General features: G+C 46.8%; 11 protein-coding genes and 2 rRNA genes. All 13 read left to right on the top strand.

From position 1 onward, the window contains the following. The first annotated feature begins 8 nt into the window (after nucleotides 1-8). On the top strand, nucleotides 9-1007 hold the full coding sequence (gene ilvC, locus ACZ42W_RS15395; protein WP_464166161.1) for a ketol-acid reductoisomerase: 999 nt from the start codon (nucleotides 9-11) through the stop codon (nucleotides 1005-1007). A 65-nt stretch (nucleotides 1008-1072) separates the two neighbouring features. Continuing rightward, complete coding sequence (locus ACZ42W_RS15390) at nucleotides 1073-2611, top strand: 2-isopropylmalate synthase (RefSeq protein WP_464166160.1); 1539 nt, start codon at nucleotides 1073-1075, stop codon at nucleotides 2609-2611. Nucleotides 2612-2688: 77 nt separating this feature from the next. Then, nucleotides 2689-3954, top strand: a complete 1266-nt coding sequence (gene leuC / locus ACZ42W_RS15385) for a 3-isopropylmalate dehydratase large subunit (protein WP_464166159.1) — start codon at nucleotides 2689-2691, stop codon at nucleotides 3952-3954. Continuing rightward, on the top strand, nucleotides 3955-4443 hold the full coding sequence (locus ACZ42W_RS15380) for a 3-isopropylmalate dehydratase small subunit (RefSeq protein ID WP_464166158.1): 489 nt from the start codon (nucleotides 3955-3957) through the stop codon (nucleotides 4441-4443). It abuts the gene before it with no gap. Beyond that, entirely contained in the window at nucleotides 4436-5494 is a 1059-nt protein-coding gene (leuB, locus tag ACZ42W_RS15375) for a 3-isopropylmalate dehydrogenase (protein WP_464166157.1), read from the top strand. The genes ACZ42W_RS15380 and leuB overlap by 8 nt, the downstream gene beginning before the upstream one ends. 641 nt (nucleotides 5495-6135) lie before the next feature. Continuing rightward, the gene (proC, locus tag ACZ42W_RS15370; RefSeq protein WP_464166156.1) at nucleotides 6136-6942 is read left to right on the top strand and encodes a pyrroline-5-carboxylate reductase; all 807 of its coding nucleotides are present in this window, start codon (nucleotides 6136-6138) and stop codon (nucleotides 6940-6942) included. Then, nucleotides 6935-8047, top strand: a complete 1113-nt coding sequence (proB, locus tag ACZ42W_RS15365) for a glutamate 5-kinase (RefSeq protein WP_464166155.1) — start codon at nucleotides 6935-6937, stop codon at nucleotides 8045-8047. The genes proC and proB overlap by 8 nt, the downstream gene beginning before the upstream one ends. Before the next feature lie 19 nt (nucleotides 8048-8066). Next, entirely contained in the window at nucleotides 8067-9320 is a 1254-nt protein-coding gene (locus ACZ42W_RS15360; RefSeq protein WP_464171035.1) for a glutamate-5-semialdehyde dehydrogenase, read from the top strand. Nucleotides 9321-9717: 397 nt separating this feature from the next. Continuing rightward, nucleotides 9718-10215 carry an NADH-quinone oxidoreductase subunit NuoE family protein gene (locus tag ACZ42W_RS15355; protein WP_464166154.1) on the top strand — a complete coding sequence of 166 codons (498 nt, stop codon included), beginning with the start codon at nucleotides 9718-9720 and terminating at the stop codon, nucleotides 10213-10215. A gap of 19 nt (nucleotides 10216-10234) precedes the next feature. Then, complete coding sequence (nuoF, locus tag ACZ42W_RS15350) at nucleotides 10235-13333, top strand: NADH-quinone oxidoreductase subunit NuoF (protein WP_464166153.1); 3099 nt, start codon at nucleotides 10235-10237, stop codon at nucleotides 13331-13333. 2 nt (nucleotides 13334-13335) lie between these two features. Beyond that, nucleotides 13336-15153: an NADH-dependent [FeFe] hydrogenase, group A6 gene (locus tag ACZ42W_RS15345; protein WP_464166152.1), complete on the top strand. Its 1818-nt coding sequence runs from the start codon at nucleotides 13336-13338 to the stop codon at nucleotides 15151-15153. A gap of 555 nt (nucleotides 15154-15708) precedes the next feature. Further along, nucleotides 15709-17274, top strand: a 16S ribosomal RNA gene (locus ACZ42W_RS15340). A gap of 439 nt (nucleotides 17275-17713) precedes the next feature. Beyond that, nucleotides 17714-20626, top strand: a 23S ribosomal RNA gene (locus tag ACZ42W_RS15335). The 16S and 23S rRNA genes sit together here, the layout of an rRNA operon. The last annotated feature ends 128 nt before the right edge of the window (nucleotides 20627-20754 follow it).

The following is a 20754-nucleotide window of genomic DNA, read 5'->3' as shown; positions in this document are numbered from 1 at the left end:
GAATTATTATGGCAAAAATGTTTTATGATTCTGACGCAAATTTAGATTTACTTCAAGGTAAAGTGATCGCAGTTATGGGTTATGGGAGCCAAGGGCATGCCCAGGCTCAGAACTTAAAAGATTCAGGATTAGATGTTGTTGTTGGACTTCGTGCGGATTCCCGTCGCTGGAAGCAAGCAGAAGCTGCTGGTCTTAAGGTTGCCACAGTAGCTGAAGCTGCTGCACAAGCGGATGTCATTCAAATACTGCTTCCCGATGAGCGTCAAGGTTCAGTCTATGCAACTGAAATTAAGCCTTATCTTACAGCAGGAAAATGCCTCGTATTCTCCCATGGCTTTAACATTCACTTTGGCCAAATCGTACCTCCTGCAGATGTGGATGTATTTATGGTTGCTCCCAAAAGCCCTGGACACTTGGTTCGTAGAACCTATCAAGAAGGTGCTGGGGTTCCTGGACTTATCGCTATTCACCAAGATGCGAGCGGCCGCGCTTATGACCTAGCTTTGGCCTATGCAAAAGGAATTGGCTGTACGCGTGCAGGAGTTTTGGAAACAACCTTCAAGGAAGAGACTGAAACGGACCTCTTTGGTGAGCAAGCTGTATTATGCGGTGGTGTATCTGAGTTGATCAAAGCTGGATTTGAAACTCTGGTCGAAGCAGGCTATCAACCAGAAAGTGCTTATTTTGAATGCTTACATGAAATGAAGTTAATCGTCGATCTCATCTATGAAGGCGGCTTAAGCTGGATGCGTTATTCTGTTTCTGACACAGCCCAGTACGGTGACCAAATGATTGGTAAGCGTATCGTGACTCAAGAAACTCGTGCTGAAATGAAGAAGGTACTTGAAGAAATCCAAAATGGTCAGTTCGCTAAAAATTGGCTTATAGAGAATCAAGTAAACCGTCCGACCTTTAATGCAATCGCGCGTCAAGAGGAAGAACATCAAATCGAGAAAGTAGGAGCAGAACTCCGTGCTATGATGCCTTTTATTAAGAAACGCGAGTAGTCAGTTCTTGCTGAAGAGTCCTTTAGTGGATACTTTGGCCCGGAGTGGATTTGGGGAGGTTCAAGATGCGTCAAATTGATATTTTCGATACAACCTTAAGAGATGGAGAACAATCACCAGGTGTGGCACTGAATGCGGAAGAAAAAGTACAGATCGCTCGTCAACTTGCCAAATTGGGAGTTAATGTGATCGAAGCAGGATTTCCCATCGCTTCCCCTGGGGACTTTAAAGCTGTAGAGCGAATTGCGAAGGAAGTACGGCAGGTTACGATTGCAGCCTTAGCCCGTGCTCAAGCAAAGGATATTGAAACCGCTTGGCAAGCTATTGCTAAAGCTGAAGCTCCAAGAATTCATACCTTTATTGCAACATCTCCCATCCACATGAAATATAAGCTGCAAAAATCCCAGCAAGAGGTTTTAGAACAAGCAGTAGCTGCTGTTCGCCTGGCAAAATCTAAAGTAGCCGATGTGGAATTCAGTGCAGAAGATGCTTCACGAAGTGAAGTAGACTTCCTCGGTCAGATTTTTACCCAAGTCATAGCAGCTGGTGCTACGGTTTTGAATATTCCAGATACCGTGGGTTATGCAACTCCCGATGAATTTGCGAGTTTCCTCCGTGCCGTCATGGAGAGGACCCAAGGCATTGAGAAGGTAAAGGTGAGCGTCCATTGTCATGATGATTTGGGCTTAGGCGTAGCCAACTCTCTGGCAGCCATCCAGGTGGGGGTTCAACAGATTGAATGCGCAGTGAATGGGATTGGAGAACGTGCAGGAAATGCTGCCCTAGAGGAAATCGCCATGGCGATTCAGACCCGCAAGGATCAGTTCCAAGCTCAAACCACAATTAACAGTACGGAAATTTCCCGAACCAGTCACCTTGTAAGCCGACTTACTGGCATGATGGTTCAGCCCAATAAGGCCATTGTGGGAAAAAATGCTTTTGCTCATGAATCGGGAATTCACCAAGATGGCGTATTGAAAGAGCGTTCGACCTATGAAATCATGTCACCGAGCTCAGTTGGGCTTGATGTGGATACGATTGTCCTAGGGAAACATTCCGGTCGACATGCCGTACGGGAGCGACTTTCCGAACTGGGCCTAGACGTAGAAGAAACCCGCTTCGAGGAAGTCTTTGAACAGTTTAAGATTCTGGCTGATCGCAAGAAAGAAATTACAACAGCTGATTTATTTGCACTTGCGGATGCTCAAATACGCCCAGTTGATGAAATTAAACTGGAATACTTGCAAGTTTCCAGCGGAACACAGATGGTTCCCACAGCAACCTTGGGTTTAAACTACCAAGGCAAGAGCTATCAGGATGCAGCCTGTGGTGATGGTCCAGTAGATGCAGCTTATAAAGCCATTGATAAGATCCTCGGTTCCAAGGGAAAACTCCTTCACTATGCCCTTCAAGCCATTGATATGGGAGAGGATTCCCAAGGGGAGGTAACTATTTCCGTTCGCTTCAATGAATCCACCGTTGGAGGTCGTGGCGTAAGTACAGATATCATCGAGTCCAGTGTGAAGGCTTATTTACAAGCCGTTAATCGTGCCGTTGAACGAGGGTGGCTAGAGTTGAATGCGGAGTTCTCCGCTGCTCGCTAAGTATAAAGAAAAAACGTGCGCTTTGTTAGAGAGAAACAAAGCGCACTGTTCTATAGAATGAAAGGAATTGAGACAGTATGGGAATGACGATTACTGAAAAAATTCTCGCCGACCATGCCGGTCTGGCAGAGGTTGTCCCTGGTCAATTGATTACAGGAAAACTAGACCTTGCCTTGGCCAACGATATTACCGGTCCCGTGGCCATTCGCGAATTTGAAAAGTTCGGGGTCGAGACCGTTTGGGATAATAAAAAAGTTGCACTGGTTCCAGACCATTTTACTCCGAATAAAGATATTGCTTCCGCTGAATTAACCAAGTCCTTGAGAGAGTTTGCTAAGAAGCAAGAAATAGTCCACTACTGGGAACAAGGCCGAGTAGGTGTAGAGCATTGCCTTCTTCCAGAACAGGGGGTGACCTTACCTGGAGATGTCATTATCGGAGCGGATTCTCATACCTGTACTTACGGAGCTTTAGGTGCTTTTGCAACGGGAGTCGGAAGTACGGATCTGGCAGCAGGTTTAGCCACTGGAGAAGCTTGGTTTAGAGTTCCAGAATCCATGAAATTTGTATTCCGGGGAACGAAATTTCAACCTTGGGTTAGTGGAAAGGATCTCATCCTCTATACCATCGGTAAAGTAGGAGTGGATGGAGCTCGCTATCGTGCCATGGAATTCACTGGGGAAGGTATTGCAGCCTTATCCATGGACAGTCGTTTAACCATGTGCAATATGGCCGTGGAAGCAGGGGCGAAAAACGGAATTATTGCCCCAGATGAGAAAACACTGACCTATGTAGAAGAAAGAGCAAAACGCCCTTATAAGGTCTATGCCAGTGATCCGGATGCTAAATATGTAGAAACTTATGAATGGGATGTAGCGGATATCCCTTTGCAAGTTGCTTTTCCTCATTTACCAGAGAACTCAAAACCAGTGAGTGAAGCTAAAGGAATTAAGATCGACCAAGTGGTCATCGGATCCTGCACCAATGGTCGCTTAGAGGACTTACGGGTTGCCGGAGAAATTCTCCGGGGCAAAACCGTTCATTCAGATGTTCGTTTGATTGTCATTCCGGGAACACAAGATATCTACAAACAAGCTATGAAAGAAGGACTTATTGATATCTTTATTGATGCAGGGGCAGTGGTCAGCACGCCTACCTGTGGACCTTGTCTGGGAGGATATATGGGAATCCTGGCTAAGGGTGAAAGAGCATTATCTACGACCAATCGTAACTTCGTCGGACGGATGGGTCATCCGGAAAGTGAGGTTTACCTCTCAGGACCTGCTGTTGCTGCAGCATCGGCGATTACAGGGGAAATCACACATCCACAGGAGGTGCTATAAATGGCTAAGGCTTGGAAATTTGGAGATGATATCGATACCGATGTCATCATTCCTGCTCGTTATCTGAATCGGAATAGCCCTGAGTATTTGGCTGCACACTGCATGGAAGATGCGGATAAAGATTTTGCTAAAAATGTAGAAGTCGGTGATTTCATCATCGGTGGGAAAAACTTTGGTTGCGGATCCTCCCGGGAACATGCACCGGTTGCTATTAAAGCAGCAGGTGTTAAGGCGGTTATCGCAGAGTCCTATGCACGGATTTTTTATCGCAATTCCTTAAACATAGGGCTTCCCATTTTGGAGTGTCCAGAGGCAGTAAAAGGGATTGATGCAGGGGATGAGATTATCGTAGACTTAGAAACAGGTTTAATTGAGAATCTTACTCGTAAGCTCCAATTCGAAGCCCGCCCTTTCCCTCCCTTTATGCAAGATCTGATTAAAGCTGGGGGATTAATTCCTTATGTGAAAGGAAGACGTGAAAATGCCTAAGATTGCTGTTTTACCCGGGGATGGAATCGGTCAAGAAATTATTCCTCAAGCGGTTCGGGTACTTAAGGCTGTATTAGCAGAACAACCCCTTGAGTTTGAATTTAATGAATATCCCGTAGGCGGAGCGGCCATCGATTTGGTAGGCAAGGCTTTGCCTGAGGAGACCTTGAAGGGTTGTCAGGAGGCCGATGCAGTGCTTCTCGGTGCTGTGGGTGGACCCAAATGGGATCATCTCCCTAACGCAGAGAGACCTGAAACCGGCGCCCTACTGGGGCTAAGAAAAGGACTTAACTTTTATGCCAATATTCGCCCTGTTCGCATGATTCCCAGCTTGCTTTCCACTTCAACCCTAAAGGAAGAAGTTCTGGATGGGGTGGATATGGTTGTGATCCGTGAACTAACCGGTGGAGTATATTTCGGAGAAAAAGGACGTTCAGATAATCCCCGCTCTGCTTATGATATAATGTCTTATTCTGAAGAAGAAATTCGGCGTATTCTTATCCAAGGCTTTGAGACGGCTCAGAAGCGTAATAAAAAGCTTTGCTCTGTAGATAAGGCCAATGTTCTGGAAACCTCCCGCCTTTGGAGAGAGATTGCTAACGAACTCTCCAAAGATTATCCTGATGTGGAGTTAACTCATTTGTACGTAGATAATGCTGCAATGCAGCTGGTTCGCAATCCTAAGCAATTTGATGTCTTAGTCACGGAGAATATGTTTGGCGATATTCTCACGGATTTAGCTTCGATGCTGGGTGGATCCATTGGCATGCTGTCTTCTGCAAGCTTGAACGGTACAAAAGGTATGTATGAACCTGCTCATGGTTCTGCACCGGATATTGCCGGTAAAAACCTGGCTAATCCTCTGGCAACCATTCTTTCCGCAGCGTTGATGCTTCGTTACTCCTTTGGATTGGAAGCAGAGGCTTCTCGCATCGAGAATGCAGTAGTGAAAGTTCTAGAACAGGGTTATCGGACGGGTGATTTAGCGGGTGTTGGGGAGAGGGTTGTAGGGACAAAGGAGATGGGGGATGCGGTGATTGCGGCGCTATAAGCCTATTAAGAGCTTTAGGTAATTCGTATCTCCAGGATTTTGTTTTTCACCGGATCCTTCGCCGTATTGATTTCATTTTGAGCAGGCGACTTGGGCGAAACCGACCTTCAGCCGTTTAGTAGCCTCTTTGGGCATGCGGCTTCGGGCGAAACCTTCCACCGGAAGCTTTCGTCACCGGACACTTTCGTGCTCTGTACGCTTTGCGGACCAATCTAACGCTCAAGTTCTTCGCAACGAAATCTACAGATTCCAACTGGATAAAAATGTTTAAGTATGATAAAATGAGTTAAGTTTTAACTGAATGATGCTAAATTGCTGATGAGCGATCTAGTAAGGTTTCGCATTTTACTTTAGAGAGGGAAGGCTTGGTGAGAACTTCCTTAAGATGTGTCGCCTGAACCCAATCGTGAGGCTTTGATGATGAATCAGACGGTACCCGCCGTTATGGGATTAAGTTGGCGTATGCAATAAAGGTGGTACCGCGGAAGGCTTCTTTCGTCCTTATATCAAGGATTGAAAGGGCCTTTTTTATATATTTTTTATATATTTTTATTCGATAGCTATTGTCCTGAAGTTGTTCGGATTCTTAAGTGAAAAATGAGTTAATAAAGATGAGTGAGTTAAGAAAGGGAGGATTACGCATGAAACGAATAGGCTTTATTGGTGCAGGAAATATGGCGGAGGCAATTATCAAAGGGTTAGCGAGCACGGGACGCTATGAAATCCGTGTAACGAATCGCTCAAATCATACAAGACTCGAAAGAATGAGAGAGGACTATAAGGTCATTCCTTCTTCGTTCGAAGACGTTCTTGAGAAATCAGATATTCTTGTTTTGGCAGTAAAGCCGAAAGATGTTTCTGGGGTCCTTTCGAATATGAGTCCATTGAATCTTGACGATAAGTTGATCATCAGCGTTGCTGCAGGAATCTTGTTGGAACTTCTCCAGAAGTGTCTGCCGAGTAATCCAGTGGTTCGCGCGATGCCTAACACTTCAAGCGGAGTTATGCATTCGATGACCGGATTAGTGGAAGGAAAAGGAGTCAAAGAACAGCATCGAAAGGAGACGGAGGATATTTTTGGTGCTGTAGGGAAGTTTATGTGGATACCGGAAGAACGAATGAATTCCCTGATGGCCATCAGTGGAAGTGGACCGGCATATTTTTACTTGTTTACCGAAGCTCTGGTGAAGGCTGGGCTAGAATTTGGTTTTAGCAACGAGGAAGCGGAAATGCTGGCTAAGGAGACTATGATCGGCGCGGCTAAGATGCTCGCTACGACAACGAAGTCTCCAGGACAGCTGCGGGAGGAGGTTACTTCTCCTAAGGGAACAACGCTTGAAGCACTCAATGTATTCTGGGATAGCGGTTTAGAAAAAATGGTTGTGCAAGCTACAAAGGCCTGTCGGAGCCGCGGGGAAGAAATGGAAAGGGAGTATCGGGGTGAGTGAACTTCGCAGGATTGTGATAAAAATAGGGAGTAGTAGCTTAAACCATCCTCAGGGGGGGCTCGATGATCAGGCGATTGATAAGATCGTTAAGGTCATCGCGGGAATTCAAAAACAAGGGGTAGAATGCATTCTCGTAAGCTCGGGTGCTGTCGCAGCAGGGGTAGGCAAATTGGGCTTAGCGGCTAAACCGAAAGATGTCGCTGGGAAGCAAGCAATAGCTGCAATTGGCCAGGGAGTTCTTATTGAGAAGTATGCCCTTGCCTTAGAGCAACATGGTTTAGTGGGTGCCCAGGTACTCCTTTCACGCCTTGACTTGGCAGAAGCCTCTCGCTACAAGAATGCTCAGAATACCCTAGAACGATTGCTGCGTTTTCAGGTAATTCCAATTATCAATGAAAATGATACAGTCGCGGTCGAAGAACTTTGCTTTGGGGATAATGACCGATTGTCCGCACTTGTCGCTGGACTTGTCCATGCTGACCTGCTCGTGATCTTGACGGATGTGGATGGGCTTTATTCAGCGAACCCGAAGAAGGATCCTGAGGCTAAGTTGATTGAGGACGTTACCGATATAAGTCAAGTTATAGGTGTTGCTGGGGGAGCAGGAACTTCCTTAGGAACGGGCGGAATGGTAACAAAGATTAAAGCCGCTGAAATTTCAACACGGTTTGGAATCGGAATGTTCCTCCTTCACTCCAATCGAATGAAAGAACTTCCGAATTTAATTAAGGGAAACCGGCCTGTAGGGACGTATTTTTATCCCTCCGCACATCGTCTTGTAGGTAAGAAACGTTGGATCGCTTATGCAGGACTTTCGGAGGGGAGTATATTTATTGATAAAGGAGCAGTCAAGGCCTTAACTCAAGGAAAAAGCTTGCTAGCGAGAGGAATTATTGGCATCGATGGGATATGGGAACGTAAAGAGTTGGTTCGAATCAATAATCCTGATGGGATTGAAATTGCTCGAGGCTTAGCAGAATTAAGTAGTGAGGAACTGGAGCTGGTGCGTGGTAAACATTCGGAAGAGATGTTGACTATCCTTTCTGACTTAGACGGAGAAGAAGTAGTGCACCGGGATAATATGACACTGATGACTGATTGTTAAAAAGGAGGGACGGAGAATGATGGAGTTTTTCCCAGAATTGATTGAGATCGGGCAAAAGGCGAAGCAAGCTGCCCGCAAATTAGCTTATACCGGGACTGCTGGAAAAAATAAGGCTCTCCTTGCTATGGCAGAAGCGCTACTTGCCCATGAAAAGGAAATCTTAGAAGCCAATCAGAAGGATGTCGAGGCGGCGACCCAAAAGGGGCTAAAGAAGACTTTGGTTAATCGTTTGACCTTAACCCCCGACGGAGTCCGTCAGATGAGTGACGCTTTAAAGGAAGTTGTAAATTTACCTGACCCTGTTGGGGAAGGGGAGTTTTGGACTCGACCTAATGGACTAAGGATCCAACGTACCCGTGTTCCATTGGGAGTTGTAGCCATGATCTATGAAGCTCGACCGAATGTTACCGTGGATGCCGCTGCCTTATGTCTGAAATCGGGAAATGCGGTCATCCTTCGAGGTGGTTCTGAAGCTATAGAAAGTAATAAAATCCTCTGTCGGATAATCTCTACAGCTGCAGAAAGTCAGGGAATGCCACCCGCTAGTATCCAACTCCTTGAAAATACAGACCGGCAATGGATTCAACAATTAATGAAAATGAATGCATACGTCGATGTCATTATTCCAAGAGGGGGAGCGGGACTGATTCAAACCGTAGTCCGAGAGTCTACTGTCCCAGTGATTGAGACAGGAACTGGAGTTTGTCACGCCTTTGTAGATCGGGATGCGGATCTCGACAAGGGGGTCAAGATTGTCTTCAATGCTAAGACGCAAAGACCTGGAGTCTGTAATGCTCTGGAGACCTTGTTAGTGGATGAGGCTATTGCCCAGGAGTATCTCCCTAAGATGGGCGAAGAATTCCGAGCATTCGGTGTTGAAATTCGAGGGTGTAAGAAGGTATGTGAGATTCTGCCCTACGCCCTGGAGGCGACAGATGAAGATTGGGCGACCGAGTATCTCGATTTGATCATTAGCGTAAAGGTCGTTAAGTATTTGGATGAAGCGCTCGACCATATCTTCAACTATGGGACAAAACACTCTGAGGTGATCATCACAGAGAATTATACCAAGGCTCAGCGTTTCCTCAACGAAGTAGATGCCGCGGCGGTCTATGTCAATGCGTCAACGCGCTTCACTGATGGTGGACGATTTGGATTTGGAGCGGAAATCGGAATTAGTACGCAAAAATTACACGCACGAGGCCCAATGGGTCTCAGAGAACTGACGACTCTGAAATACATGGTTTATGGTGAGGATCATATTGTAACGTGATAAGAATTACTAAAAGGGCTTCTCGGACGTCAAAAGTCTAGAGGGCCCTTTTGTAGTATAAGAGATACTCATTTAAGAAGTAGTATTAAGTCCATAGAAGTTAGCTGGATCTATTCTTCGAAAAATAATAAATAATTATAATAATTAGAATGGGATAATAAAGTTATAAAGTTTAGAATATTAGCACTTGTAAGTACAATCACAAATCGTTATAATTAATTATAGTCATAGTAGAAGTTATTAATAATTATGGATTGAACTTGAACTAAATCTCCATGTGTAGGTGACCCTAAGTTCTTCTAGTGAGAAAGGAGGAGGACTGTTCTGCTTTGTGAAAGATATAACAAATATATTTATCAATTCAGACTATTTAGAAATTAGTGAGGGAGGTTAAGGTATGAACCACGTTGGACAGTGCCATTGTCAACAGGAAACTGATGAAGAAAAGTATGCCCGAATTGAAGAAGTCATCGAAGAGTATAGAGACAAAGAAGGATGTTTAATTCAGATCTTGCATATGGCCCAAGGTATCTATGGTTTTCTGCCCTTAGAATTACAGCAATTTATTGCACAAAAGCTTAATAAACCCCTTTCAGAGGTGTATGGGGTGGTGACATTTTACTCCTTCTTTTCAACTCAGCCCAAAGGTGAGCACACAATTCGTGTATGTCTTGGGACAGCTTGTTATGTGCGTGGGGGTAAGAAGATTGTGGATCGGCTAAAGAATCTTTTAGAAATCGAAGTGGGTGAGACGACACAGGATGGTAAGTTTACCTTAGAGGTCATGCGGTGCATCGGTGCATGCGGGCTGGCACCTGCGATTACAATCAACGATGTGGTCTATAAGCAAGTAAATCCGGATAAACTCGTGTCTATATTAAAGGAATTCAAATAAACCGATGGAGGTGAAGGAGATGTCAAGTCAAGGAAGGATTTTAAATGTAGAAGACCTTGTGAATATAGGGGCGAACTATAACGATTCTCTCAAAGATTATACCTACCAAATCCTTGTTTGCTCTGGAGCAGGATGTATTTCTTCTAACTGCCATGCGGTGAAAAACCAATTAGTTCATGAAGTTGAGAAGAGACAACTCCAGGATGATGTAAGAATTATTGAGACAGGGTGTATTGGAACCTGTGATTTAGGGCCTGTCATGGTAGTGCTCCCCGATGAAACCCTCTATACAAAGCTTACACCTTTAGATATTGAGGATATTGTAGAGTCCCATTTAGTAAGACGGGAAATCAAGAACGATAAAACCTATTGCGATAGGGTAACTGGCCAACACATATCACGTATAAGTGATATCCAATATTTTAAGGATCAGGTTAAAGTGGCACTGAGAAACTGTGGGAGCATCGACCATTCATCACTTGAAGCGTATATCGCTAAGGATGGATATGCAGCCGTAGCAAAGGCAGTGAGCCAGATGAGCCCTTATGAAGTCGTGGAAGAAATGAAGAGGTCCGGGTTAAGAGGACGTGGAGGTGGAGGATTCCCTGCAGGAGTTAAGTGGGAAGCAGGCTTAAAAGCAGCAGGAGATATTAAGTACATCGTATGTAATGCCGACGAGGGTGATCCAGGTGCGTTTATGGATCGAAGTATTCTCGAAGGAGATCCACATTCCGTCATCGAGGGGATGATGCTGGGTGGATATGCGATAGGAGCGAATAAAGGGTATGTCTATGTACGGGCGGAATATCCTCTAGCGGTTGAGAGACTGGGTCGAGCGATTACTCAGGCTCGTCAGGCAGGTCTACTAGGATCGAATCTCTTCGGAACCTCGTTTGTGTTTGATCTGGAGATCCGAATCGGGGCTGGAGCTTTCGTCTGCGGAGAAGAAACGGCTTTAATGGCTTCTATAGAAGGGCAACGTGGAGAGCCCAGGCAAAAACCCCCCTTCCCCTTTGAGAGTGGATTATTTGGTAAGCCTACAATTATTAATAATGTCGAGACCTTCGCCAACGTTCCTACGATTCTTCTTAAGGGCTGGGAATGGTTTGCAAGCTTAGGAACACCGGGAAGTAAAGGAACGAAGGTTTTTGCCTTAGCGGGAGATATTAATAATACGGGTATTGTCGAAGTCCCCATGGGTATGAGTTTAGGTGACATCCTATTCAAAATCGGTGGAGGAATCCCGAAGAAGAAAGCCTTCAAGGCGGCGCAGACCGGAGGGCCCTCAGGAGGCTGTATCACGAAGGAATTTCTCAATACTCCAGTTGATTATGATTCCTTAGCGAAGCTAGGGGCGATTATGGGTTCTGGCGGACTTATCAGCATGGATGAAGATACCTGCATGGTGGATATGGCGAGGTTCTTCATGGAGTTCGTTCAGGATGAATCCTGTGGGAAGTGTGTTCCATGCCGGACAGGGACGAAGCGAATGTTAGAGATACTAGAGCGTATAACCCGCGGAGAAGGGCATGAAGGAGATATCGAGCTACTTGAAGAACTCGGAGAGACGATTAAGGCGACAGCTATCTGTGGCTTGGGTCAAACCGCTCCTAATCCTGTACTCAGTACGATTAAAAATTTCCGTGAGGAATACGAAGAGCATATTCGAGATAAGTATTGCAGAGCTGGGGTCTGTGGAGATTTATTTATCTCGCCCTGTGAAAATGCCTGTCCTGCGAATGTTAATGTACCCGGCTATATAGCCTTGATTACCGCAGGAAGATTACGTGAGGCTTACAATTTGGTTCGACAAGAGAATCCCTTCCCAGCGGTTTGTGGACGTGTATGTACGCATCCCTGTGAGAGCAAATGTCGGAGATCTCAGCTGGATGAACCGATTGCAATTGCCGATCTTAAACGCTATGTCGCAGATTATGTCCTAAAACATGAGGAGCCCTACGTGGATGTTATCTACCCAGATAAAGGGAAAAGTGTAGGGATTATCGGGGCAGGACCTTCGGGTTTAACATGTGGATATTATCTTGCACGCTTAGGGTATGATGTAGAAGTTTACGAAGCTCATCCGGTAGCGGGTGGAGTACTCGCTTTTGGGATCCCGGAATATCGGCTACCCAAAGAGATTCTCCAGCAAGAAATTAGACTTATTCAGCAGGTTGGGGTGAAGATTCATCTCAACATGGAGGTCGGAAAAGATATCTCCTTCTCTGACTTAAGAAGTAAACATGATTCTATTTATGTCGCCACAGGAACACAATTTTCTAATAAAATCAATATTCCGGGCGAAATGCTCGAAGGAGTGTATCACGGTCTCGACTTCCTCAGGGATGTAAATCTTGGGCGTGATGTGCAGGTAGGTCAGAAGGTTGTCATTATCGGTGGTGGAAATACGGCGACAGATGCAGCTCGCGTGGCGGTTCGCCTCGGAGCAAAAAAGGTTACAATCCTTTACCGTCGTGAAGTCGAAGATATGCCTGCAGATCCAAGGGAAGTCCATGACGCAATCGAAGAAGGAGTAGAGATACTTCCATTGATAGCACCTGTACGTTTCTTAGGGGATCAAGTAGTTAATGGTATCGAGTGTGTCAGAATGGAATTAGGGGACTTTGACTCGAGCGGACGGAGAAAACCCAAAGCGGTTTGGGATTCTGAGTTTACTATAGAAGCAGATATGGTGATTCCAGCCGTGAGCCAGTATTCTGATTTGCCGTTTATCGAAAAAGAAGAACTCGAAGTGACTCAGTGGGGGACTTTTGTCACGAGCAAGGAGACCTCTATGACACGGATGGAAGGCGTCTTTGCTGGAGGGGATGTCGTAAGAGGTTCAGATACTGCGATTACTGCGATAGCGGATGGGAAAAAGGCGGCTCAATCTATTGACCGTTACCTTGGTGGTCTAGGAATTCTTAATACCGGTGAAGAGATTGAGATCCCTCAACCTTCGGATGAAAAGGAGATTATCGAGCACGAGCGCTTCCCTATGAAGTTCCTTGAAGCCGGAGTTCGAAAAAATTCCTTCGATGAAGTCGCTGTCGGATTCCACAAGCTTAATGCGATTGCTGAATCGATGAGATGCTTAAGATGCGACAGGAGGGGTTAAAGGTGATTAACTTAACGATAAACAATAAAAAGGTTCAAGTAGAAGAGGGAATCACACTCCTTGAGGCAGCCAAACAAAACAATATCTTAATTCCAAATCTGTGCTACCTCGAAGGAGTGCATAAAATTGGTTCCTGCCGGATTTGTGTCGTGGAAGTGGAAGGAGTCAAAGCGCTTCAAGCCTCATGTATGGTTGCTGCAAAAGAGGGAATGGTTGTTCATACGAATACTGAGAAAGTAAAAAAAACCAGGAAAAACCTCTATGAGCTTATGCTATCTGATCATCCCAAGGATTGCTTGAATTGTGAAAGAAACCAAAACTGTGAATTCCAACAGCTTGGAGAGACCTTGAGAGTAAGTGGTGCGCGCTTTGAGGGAGAAAAATCTAAAGCCTACTTTGATTCGAGTTCCCCCTCTATCGTACGAGATACTTCAAAGTGTATTCTTTGTAGGAGATGTATTACGGTATGTAATGAAATCCAAGGGGTTGGAGTCTTAAATGTACAAAAAAGGGGATTTAAGAGTGTCATCGGACCGGCAGCAGAGCTCCCACTCAATAGCGTGAATTGTACCTACTGCGGTCAGTGCACAGTCGTTTGTCCGGTGGGCGCTCTACAGGAAAAGGATGCAATCCAACAAGTTTGGGGTGCAATTTATGATCCCAAAAAGCGTGTTATCGTTCAACCTGCTCCTGCTATTCGGGCGGCATTAGGTGAAGAGTTTGGCTATGAGGCAGGCACGCTTGTCACGGGAAAAATGGTCTCTGCTTTACGGGAACTCGGATTCAATGATGTATTTGATACGAACTTCGCGGCGGATTTAACCATTTTAGAAGAAGGAAACGAATTTCTCCAGAGGGTAAAAAATGCTTTAACAGGCCAAAAGGCTGTTCTCCCGATGATTACAAGCTGTAGCCCAGGCTGGATTAAGTATGTAGAGCATACTTTCCCAGAAGAACTCGATCATCTCTCCAGCTGTAAATCACCGCATATGATGTTAGGTGCGTTAGCCAAATCCTATTATGCGCAGAAGTTGGGAATCGATCCGCAAGATGTTTTTGTGGTTTCGGTTATGCCGTGTACAGCAAAGAAATTTGAAATCAGCCGACCTGAATTGAGCAGTACAGGGTATCCGGATGTCGATGCAGTGCTGACGACGCGAGAACTGGCTAAAATGATCAAGGAAGCGGGAATCGATTTTTGCTCCTTGGAAGAGGGAGAGTTTGATAATCCCTTAGGTATGTCTACGGGGGCAGCTGATATTTTCGCTGTATCAGGTGGTGTAATGGAGGCCGCTCTGAGGACTGTATATGAGGTTGTAACTGGTCGCGAACTGCCGTTTGAGAAGTTGCATGTGACCCCGATTGTAGGTCTTGACCAAATAAAAGTAGCAGAGCTCACAATTGACAATACACTCGAAGAGTATAAATTCTTAGAGGGGGTAACTGTGAGGGTTGCTGTGACCAGTGGACTTAAAGGAGCGAAAATCCTGATGGAGCAAATCGATAAGGGAGAGTCACCTTATCACTTTATCGAAGTTATGGGATGCCCTGGGGGATGTATCAGTGGAGGGGGCCAACCAAGGCCCACGAATCATGATATTCGCCTAAAGCGACTTCAAGCGATCTACCGAGAGGATGAAGGGAAGAGCTTAAGAAAATCTCACGATAATCCTCTGATTAAGGCAATCTACTCTGAGTTCCTCATTAACCCATTGGGACATCTATCTCATGAATTACTTCATACCCATTATACGAAGCGTGGGGCGTATAACGAATATCTAGCTGAAGCCGACTGTGATGAGAAAGGAAATCAAAACTAGACTTTAGATTAAGGATGGAGTAAGGGCTTTGGAGGCAAGGTTTTCAAAGCCCTTATTTTTTCTTCTTAATTATATTGATCTAATATTGATCCAAAATCCGAAGCTAATCATAAGGATGCTAAAAAGGGCAGTAGAAAACTAATTTAGAACCTTCAATTGAGTCCCTTATTTAGGCCGAATAATTATCTCGAAATACGTATTGACTCTATGAATTAGAAGTGCTATTATAACAAAGCGCCGCAAGGACGGAAACGTCTCAGGCCACAGGGATAAAGCCTAGGCCCAAGCGACGTAACGGAACTTAAAATTGGGTGTTGACTTAAGCAAGTGAGCATGCTAATATAAGATTCCGTCGCGAGAGTCGAAAGACTTGAACGAAAAAAAGAGTTGACTTTCCGAAGTCACTCTGGTAAAATTAAAAACTGTCGCCACTAAGTGCGACACACGGTGAAAGCCGTAAAATGGTCTTTGAAAACTAAACAACAAGGAACAGCCAATGACTCGTCAAGAGTTAAAGATTTAGATAATTTGAGCAATCAAATTTTCTTCATAAATTTTATGGAGAGTTTGATCCTGGCTCAGGACGAACGCTGGCGGCGTGCCTAACACATGCAAGTCGAACGGAGAACTCAATAAGCTTGCTTAGAGAGTTCTTAGTGGCGGACGGGTGAGTAACGCGTGGGTAACCTACCCATTAAATCGGGACAACCCTTGGAAACGAGGGCTAATACCGGATACGCTTAAGAGCTGGCATCAGCACTTAAGGAGAGGTGGCCTCTGAATATGCTACCGATAATGGATGGACCCGCGTCTGATTAGCTAGTTGGTGGGGTAAAGGCCTACCAAGGCGACGATCAGTAGCCGGCCTGAGAGGGTGAACGGCCACACTGGGACTGAGACACGGCCCAGACTCCTACGGGAGGCAGCAGTGGGGAATCTTCCGCAATGGACGAAAGTCTGACGGAGCAACGCCGCGTGTACGACGAAGGCCTTCGGGTTGTAAAGTACTGTCTTCAGGGACGAACGGTATGGGTGTAAATAATGCCTGTACATGACGGTACCTGAGGAGGAAGCCCCGGCTAACTACGTGCCAGCAGCCGCGGTAATACGTAGGGGGCAAGCGTTGTCCGGAATCATTGGGCGTAAAGGGCGCGTAGGCGGATATTTAAGTCTGGTGTGAAAACCTAGGGCTCAACCCTGGGAGTGCATCGGAAACTGGGTATCTTGAGGACAGGAGAGGAAAGTGGAATTCCACGTGTAGCGGTGAAATGCGTAGATATGTGGAGGAACACCAGTGGCGAAGGCGACTTTCTGGACTGTAACTGACGCTGAGGCGCGAAAGCGTGGGGAGCAAACAGGATTAGATACCCTGGTAGTCCACGCCGTAAACGATGAGTGCTAGGTGTAGAGGGTATCGACCCCTTCTGTGCCGCAGTTAACACAATAAGCACTCCGCCTGGGGAGTACGGCCGCAAGGTTGAAACTCAAAGGAATTGACGGGGGCCCGCACAAGCGGTGGATTATGTGGTTTAATTCGACGCAACGCGAAGAACCTTACCAAGGCTTGACATCCACAGAATCCTGAGGAAACTTAGGAGTGCCCTTCGGGGAGCTGTGAGACAGGTGGTGCATGGTTGTCGTCAGCTCGTGTCGTGAGATGTTGGGTTAAGTCCCGCAACGAGCGCAACCCCTATATTTAGTTGCTAACGAGTAAGGTCGAGCACTCTAGATAGACTGCCGGTGACAAACCGGAGGAAGGTGGGGATGACGTCAAATCATCATGCCCCTTATGTCTTGGGCTACACACGTAATACAATGGCCGGTACAGACGGAAGCGAAGCCGTGAGGTGGAGCGAATCCGAGAAAGCCGGTCTCAGTTCGGATTGTTCTCTGCAACTCGAGAACATGAAGTCGGAATCGCTAGTAATCGCAGGTCAGCATACTGCGGTGAATACGTTCCCGGGCCTTGTACACACCGCCCGTCACACCACGAAAGTCTGCAACACCCGAAGCCGGTGAGGTAACCCGAAAGGGAGCTAGCCGTCGAAGGTGGGGCCGATGATTGGGGTGAAGTCGTAACAAGGTAGCCGTATCGGAAGGTGCGGCTGGATCACCTCCTTTCTAAGGAGATCTGTTCACTCTAGTAGTGAGCGTATCCTATGGTCGATCCTTTGAAAAGACCGGCACGCAAGTGCACGGAGTTTAAAGGTGAAGAGTCGCAAGACTCGAAATGCCGAAGAGGCAAAACAGGGAAACCTGTAAAGAGCTGTTTGAGTGCAAACTACTTGTTGTTTAGTTTTGAGAGACCAGAAATGGTAACTCACTATTTTTTTGACCAAAACTAAGGTTCTAAAGAACTAAATTCATTTGAATTTAGCTTATATGGACTAAAGAAATGGCAAAAAATACAGATTGAAAGTCTAGCTGAGACATGCTAAACTAACAATCCGCTGAAGAGATGAAAGTCTCGAAGCAAAAGTGTTCTTTGAAAACTGCACAGAGAAAATAATTAACTGTAAATTAGGATAAACATCTGAGAACCTAATGTGGCGGGACGTTTGGTCAAGCTACTAAGGGCGTACGGTGGATGCCTAGGCGCTAAGAGTCGAAGAAGGGCGCGGCGAGCGGCGAAACGCCACGGGGAGCAGTAAGCATGCATTGATCCGTGGATACCCGAATGGGGCAACCCATCCAGAGTCATATCTGGATATCGTTAACTGAATACATAGGTTAACGAAGACAACCCGGGGAACTGAAACATCTAAGTACCCGGAGGAAGAGAAAGAATAATCGATTCCCTGAGTAGCGGCGAGCGAAACGGGAAGAGCCCAAACCGACCCCTTCGGGGATCGGGGTTGTAGGACCCTCTTTTAGGAATGGATTTCTAGCCGAAGCGATCTGGAAAGATCGAGCAAAGAAGGTAACACTCCTGTAGGCGAAAGGAAGACATTCTGTGAGGGTATCCTGAGTACCGCGGGACACGAGAAACCCCGTGGGAAACCGGGAGGACCACCTCCCAAGGCTAAATACTCCTTAGCGACCGATAGCGAACTAGTACCGTGAGGGAAAGGTGAAAAGCACCCCGGGAGGGGAGTGAAAAAGAACCTGAAACCGTACGCTTACAAGCAGTCAAAGCACCCTTGAGGTGTGATGGCGTGCCTTTTGTAGAATGAACCGGCGAGTTACGGTATGTAGCGAGGTTAAGGCGAGAAGCCGGAGCCGGAGCGAAAGCGAGTCTGAAAAGGGCGATTAGTTACATGCTGTAGACCCGAAACCGTGTGATCTACCCATGGACAGGGTGAAGGTGGGGTAAAACCTACTGGAGGCCCGAACTCACTGTCGTTGAAAAGGCAGGGGATGAGCTGTGGGTAGGGGTGAAATGCCAATCGAACACGGAGATAGCTGGTTCTCCCCGAAATAGCTTTAGGGCTAGCCTCGAATCGATGATTATTGGCGGTAAAGCACTGAATAGGCTAGGGGCCTTACCGGGTTACCGAACCTTATCAAACTCTGAATGCCAATAATTTAGATCGGGAGTCAGACTGTGGGGGATAAGCTTCATAGTCGAAAGGGAAACAGCCCAGACCATCAGCTAAGGTCCCAAAGTATACGCTAAGTGGAAAAGGATGTGGAATTGCACAGACAACCAGGATGTTGGCTCAGAAGCAGCCACCATTTAAAGAGTGCGTAATAGCTCACTGGTCGAGTGGTTCTGCGCCGAAAATGTAACGGGGCTCAAGCGTATCACCGAAGCTATGGCTTGTACACTAAGTGTACAGGGGTAGGGGAGCGTTCTGAATGCAGCGAAGTTGTTCTGTAAGGAATGGTGGAGCGTTTAGAAGTGAGAATGCCGGTATGAGTATGCGAAAAGGTGAGTGAGAATCTCACCCGCCGTAAACCTAAGGATTCCTGGGGAAGGCTCGTCCGCCCAGGGTAAGTCGGGACCTAAGCCGAGGCGTAAAGCGTAGGCGATGGACAACTGGTTGAGATTCCAGTACCACTCTTAAGCGTTTGAGCAATGGGGTGACACAGAAGGATAGGTTAAGCGTGCCGTTGGTAGAGCACGCCCAAGCCCGTAGGGTGTGAGACAGGTAAATCCGTCTCGCGAGAAGCCTGAAAGGTGACGGGGAGCGAAAATAAGTAGCGAAGTAACCGACTCCAAGCTGTCAAGAAAAGCCTCTAGTGAGCAAGAGAGTGCCCGTACCGCAAACCGACACAGGTAGGTAAGGAGAGAATCCTAAGGCGCGCGAGAAAACCCTCGTTAAGGAACTCGGCAAAATGACCCCGTAACTTCGGGAGAAGGGGTGCTCCATGCAAGTGGAGCCGCAGAGAAGAGGTCCAGGCGACTGTTTAACAAAAACACAGGTCCCTGCCAATCTGAAAAGAGAAGTATAGGGGCTGACGCCTGCCCGGTGCTGGAAGGTTAAGAGGAGAGGTTAGCGCAAGCGAAGCTTTGAATTGAAGCCCCAGTAAACGGCGGCCGTAACTATAACGGTCCTAAGGTAGCGAAATTCCTTGTCAGGTAAGTTCTGACCCGCACGAAAGGCGTAACGATCTGGACACTGTCTCAACGAGGGACTCGGCGAAATTGTAATACCCGTGAAGATGCGGGTTACCTGCGACAGGACAGAAAGACCCCATGGAGCTTTACTGTAGCTTGACATTGGATTTTGGTATAAAATGTACAGGATAGGTGGGAGACAAAGAAGCTAGGGCGCCAGCCTTGGTGGAGTCGCCGGTGGGATACCACTCTTTTTGTACTGAAGTTCTAACTTAGACCCCTGAATCGGGGTTGAGGACCGTGTCAGGTGGGCAGTTTGACTGGGGCGGTCGCCTCCTAAAGAGTAACGGAGGCGCCCAAAGGTTCCCTCAGCGCGGTTGGAAATCGCGCGTAGAGTGTAAAGGCAAAAGGGAGCTTGACTGCGAGACCAACAAGTCGAGCAGGGACGAAAGTCGGGCTTAGTGATCCGGTGGTACCGAGTGGAAGGGCCATCGCTCAACGGATAAAAGCTACCCTGGGGATAACAGGCTTATCTCCCCCAAGAGTCCATATCGACGGGGAGGTTTGGCACCTCGATGTCGGCTCATCGCATCCTGGGGCTGTAGTAGGTCCCAAGGGTTGGGCTGTTCGCCCATTAAAGCGGTACGTGAGCTGGGTTCAGAACGTCGTGAGACAGTTCGGTCCCTATCCGTCGCAGGCGCAGGAAATTTGAGAGGATCTGACCCTAGTACGAGAGGACCGGGTTGGACGGATCACTGGTGTACCAGTTGTCTCGCCAGAGGCACAGCTGGGTAGCTATATCCGGAGCGGATAAGCGCTGAAAGCATCTAAGCGCGAAACCGACCTCAAGATGAGATTTCCCACAGCACAAGCTGGTAAGACCCCTGAATGATGATCAGGTTGATAGGCCCGGTGTGGAAGCGCGGTGACGCGTGGAGCTGACGGGTACTAATCGGTCGAGGGCTTGACCTAACAAACGACACAAGCAGTTCACTCACTTTGGGCTCAACTTGAGTGAGGAAGAGATTATCTTAATTACAGTTAAGACATTACATCTGTGCAGTTTTGAGGGAATAGGGTTCCGAAAGGAGCTTGACAAC

It is taken from the genome of Desulfitobacterium elongatum, assembly GCF_055378975.1.
The sequence above is the reverse complement of the archived record's forward strand: the minus strand, read 5'-3'. Positions and strand labels throughout refer to the sequence as shown.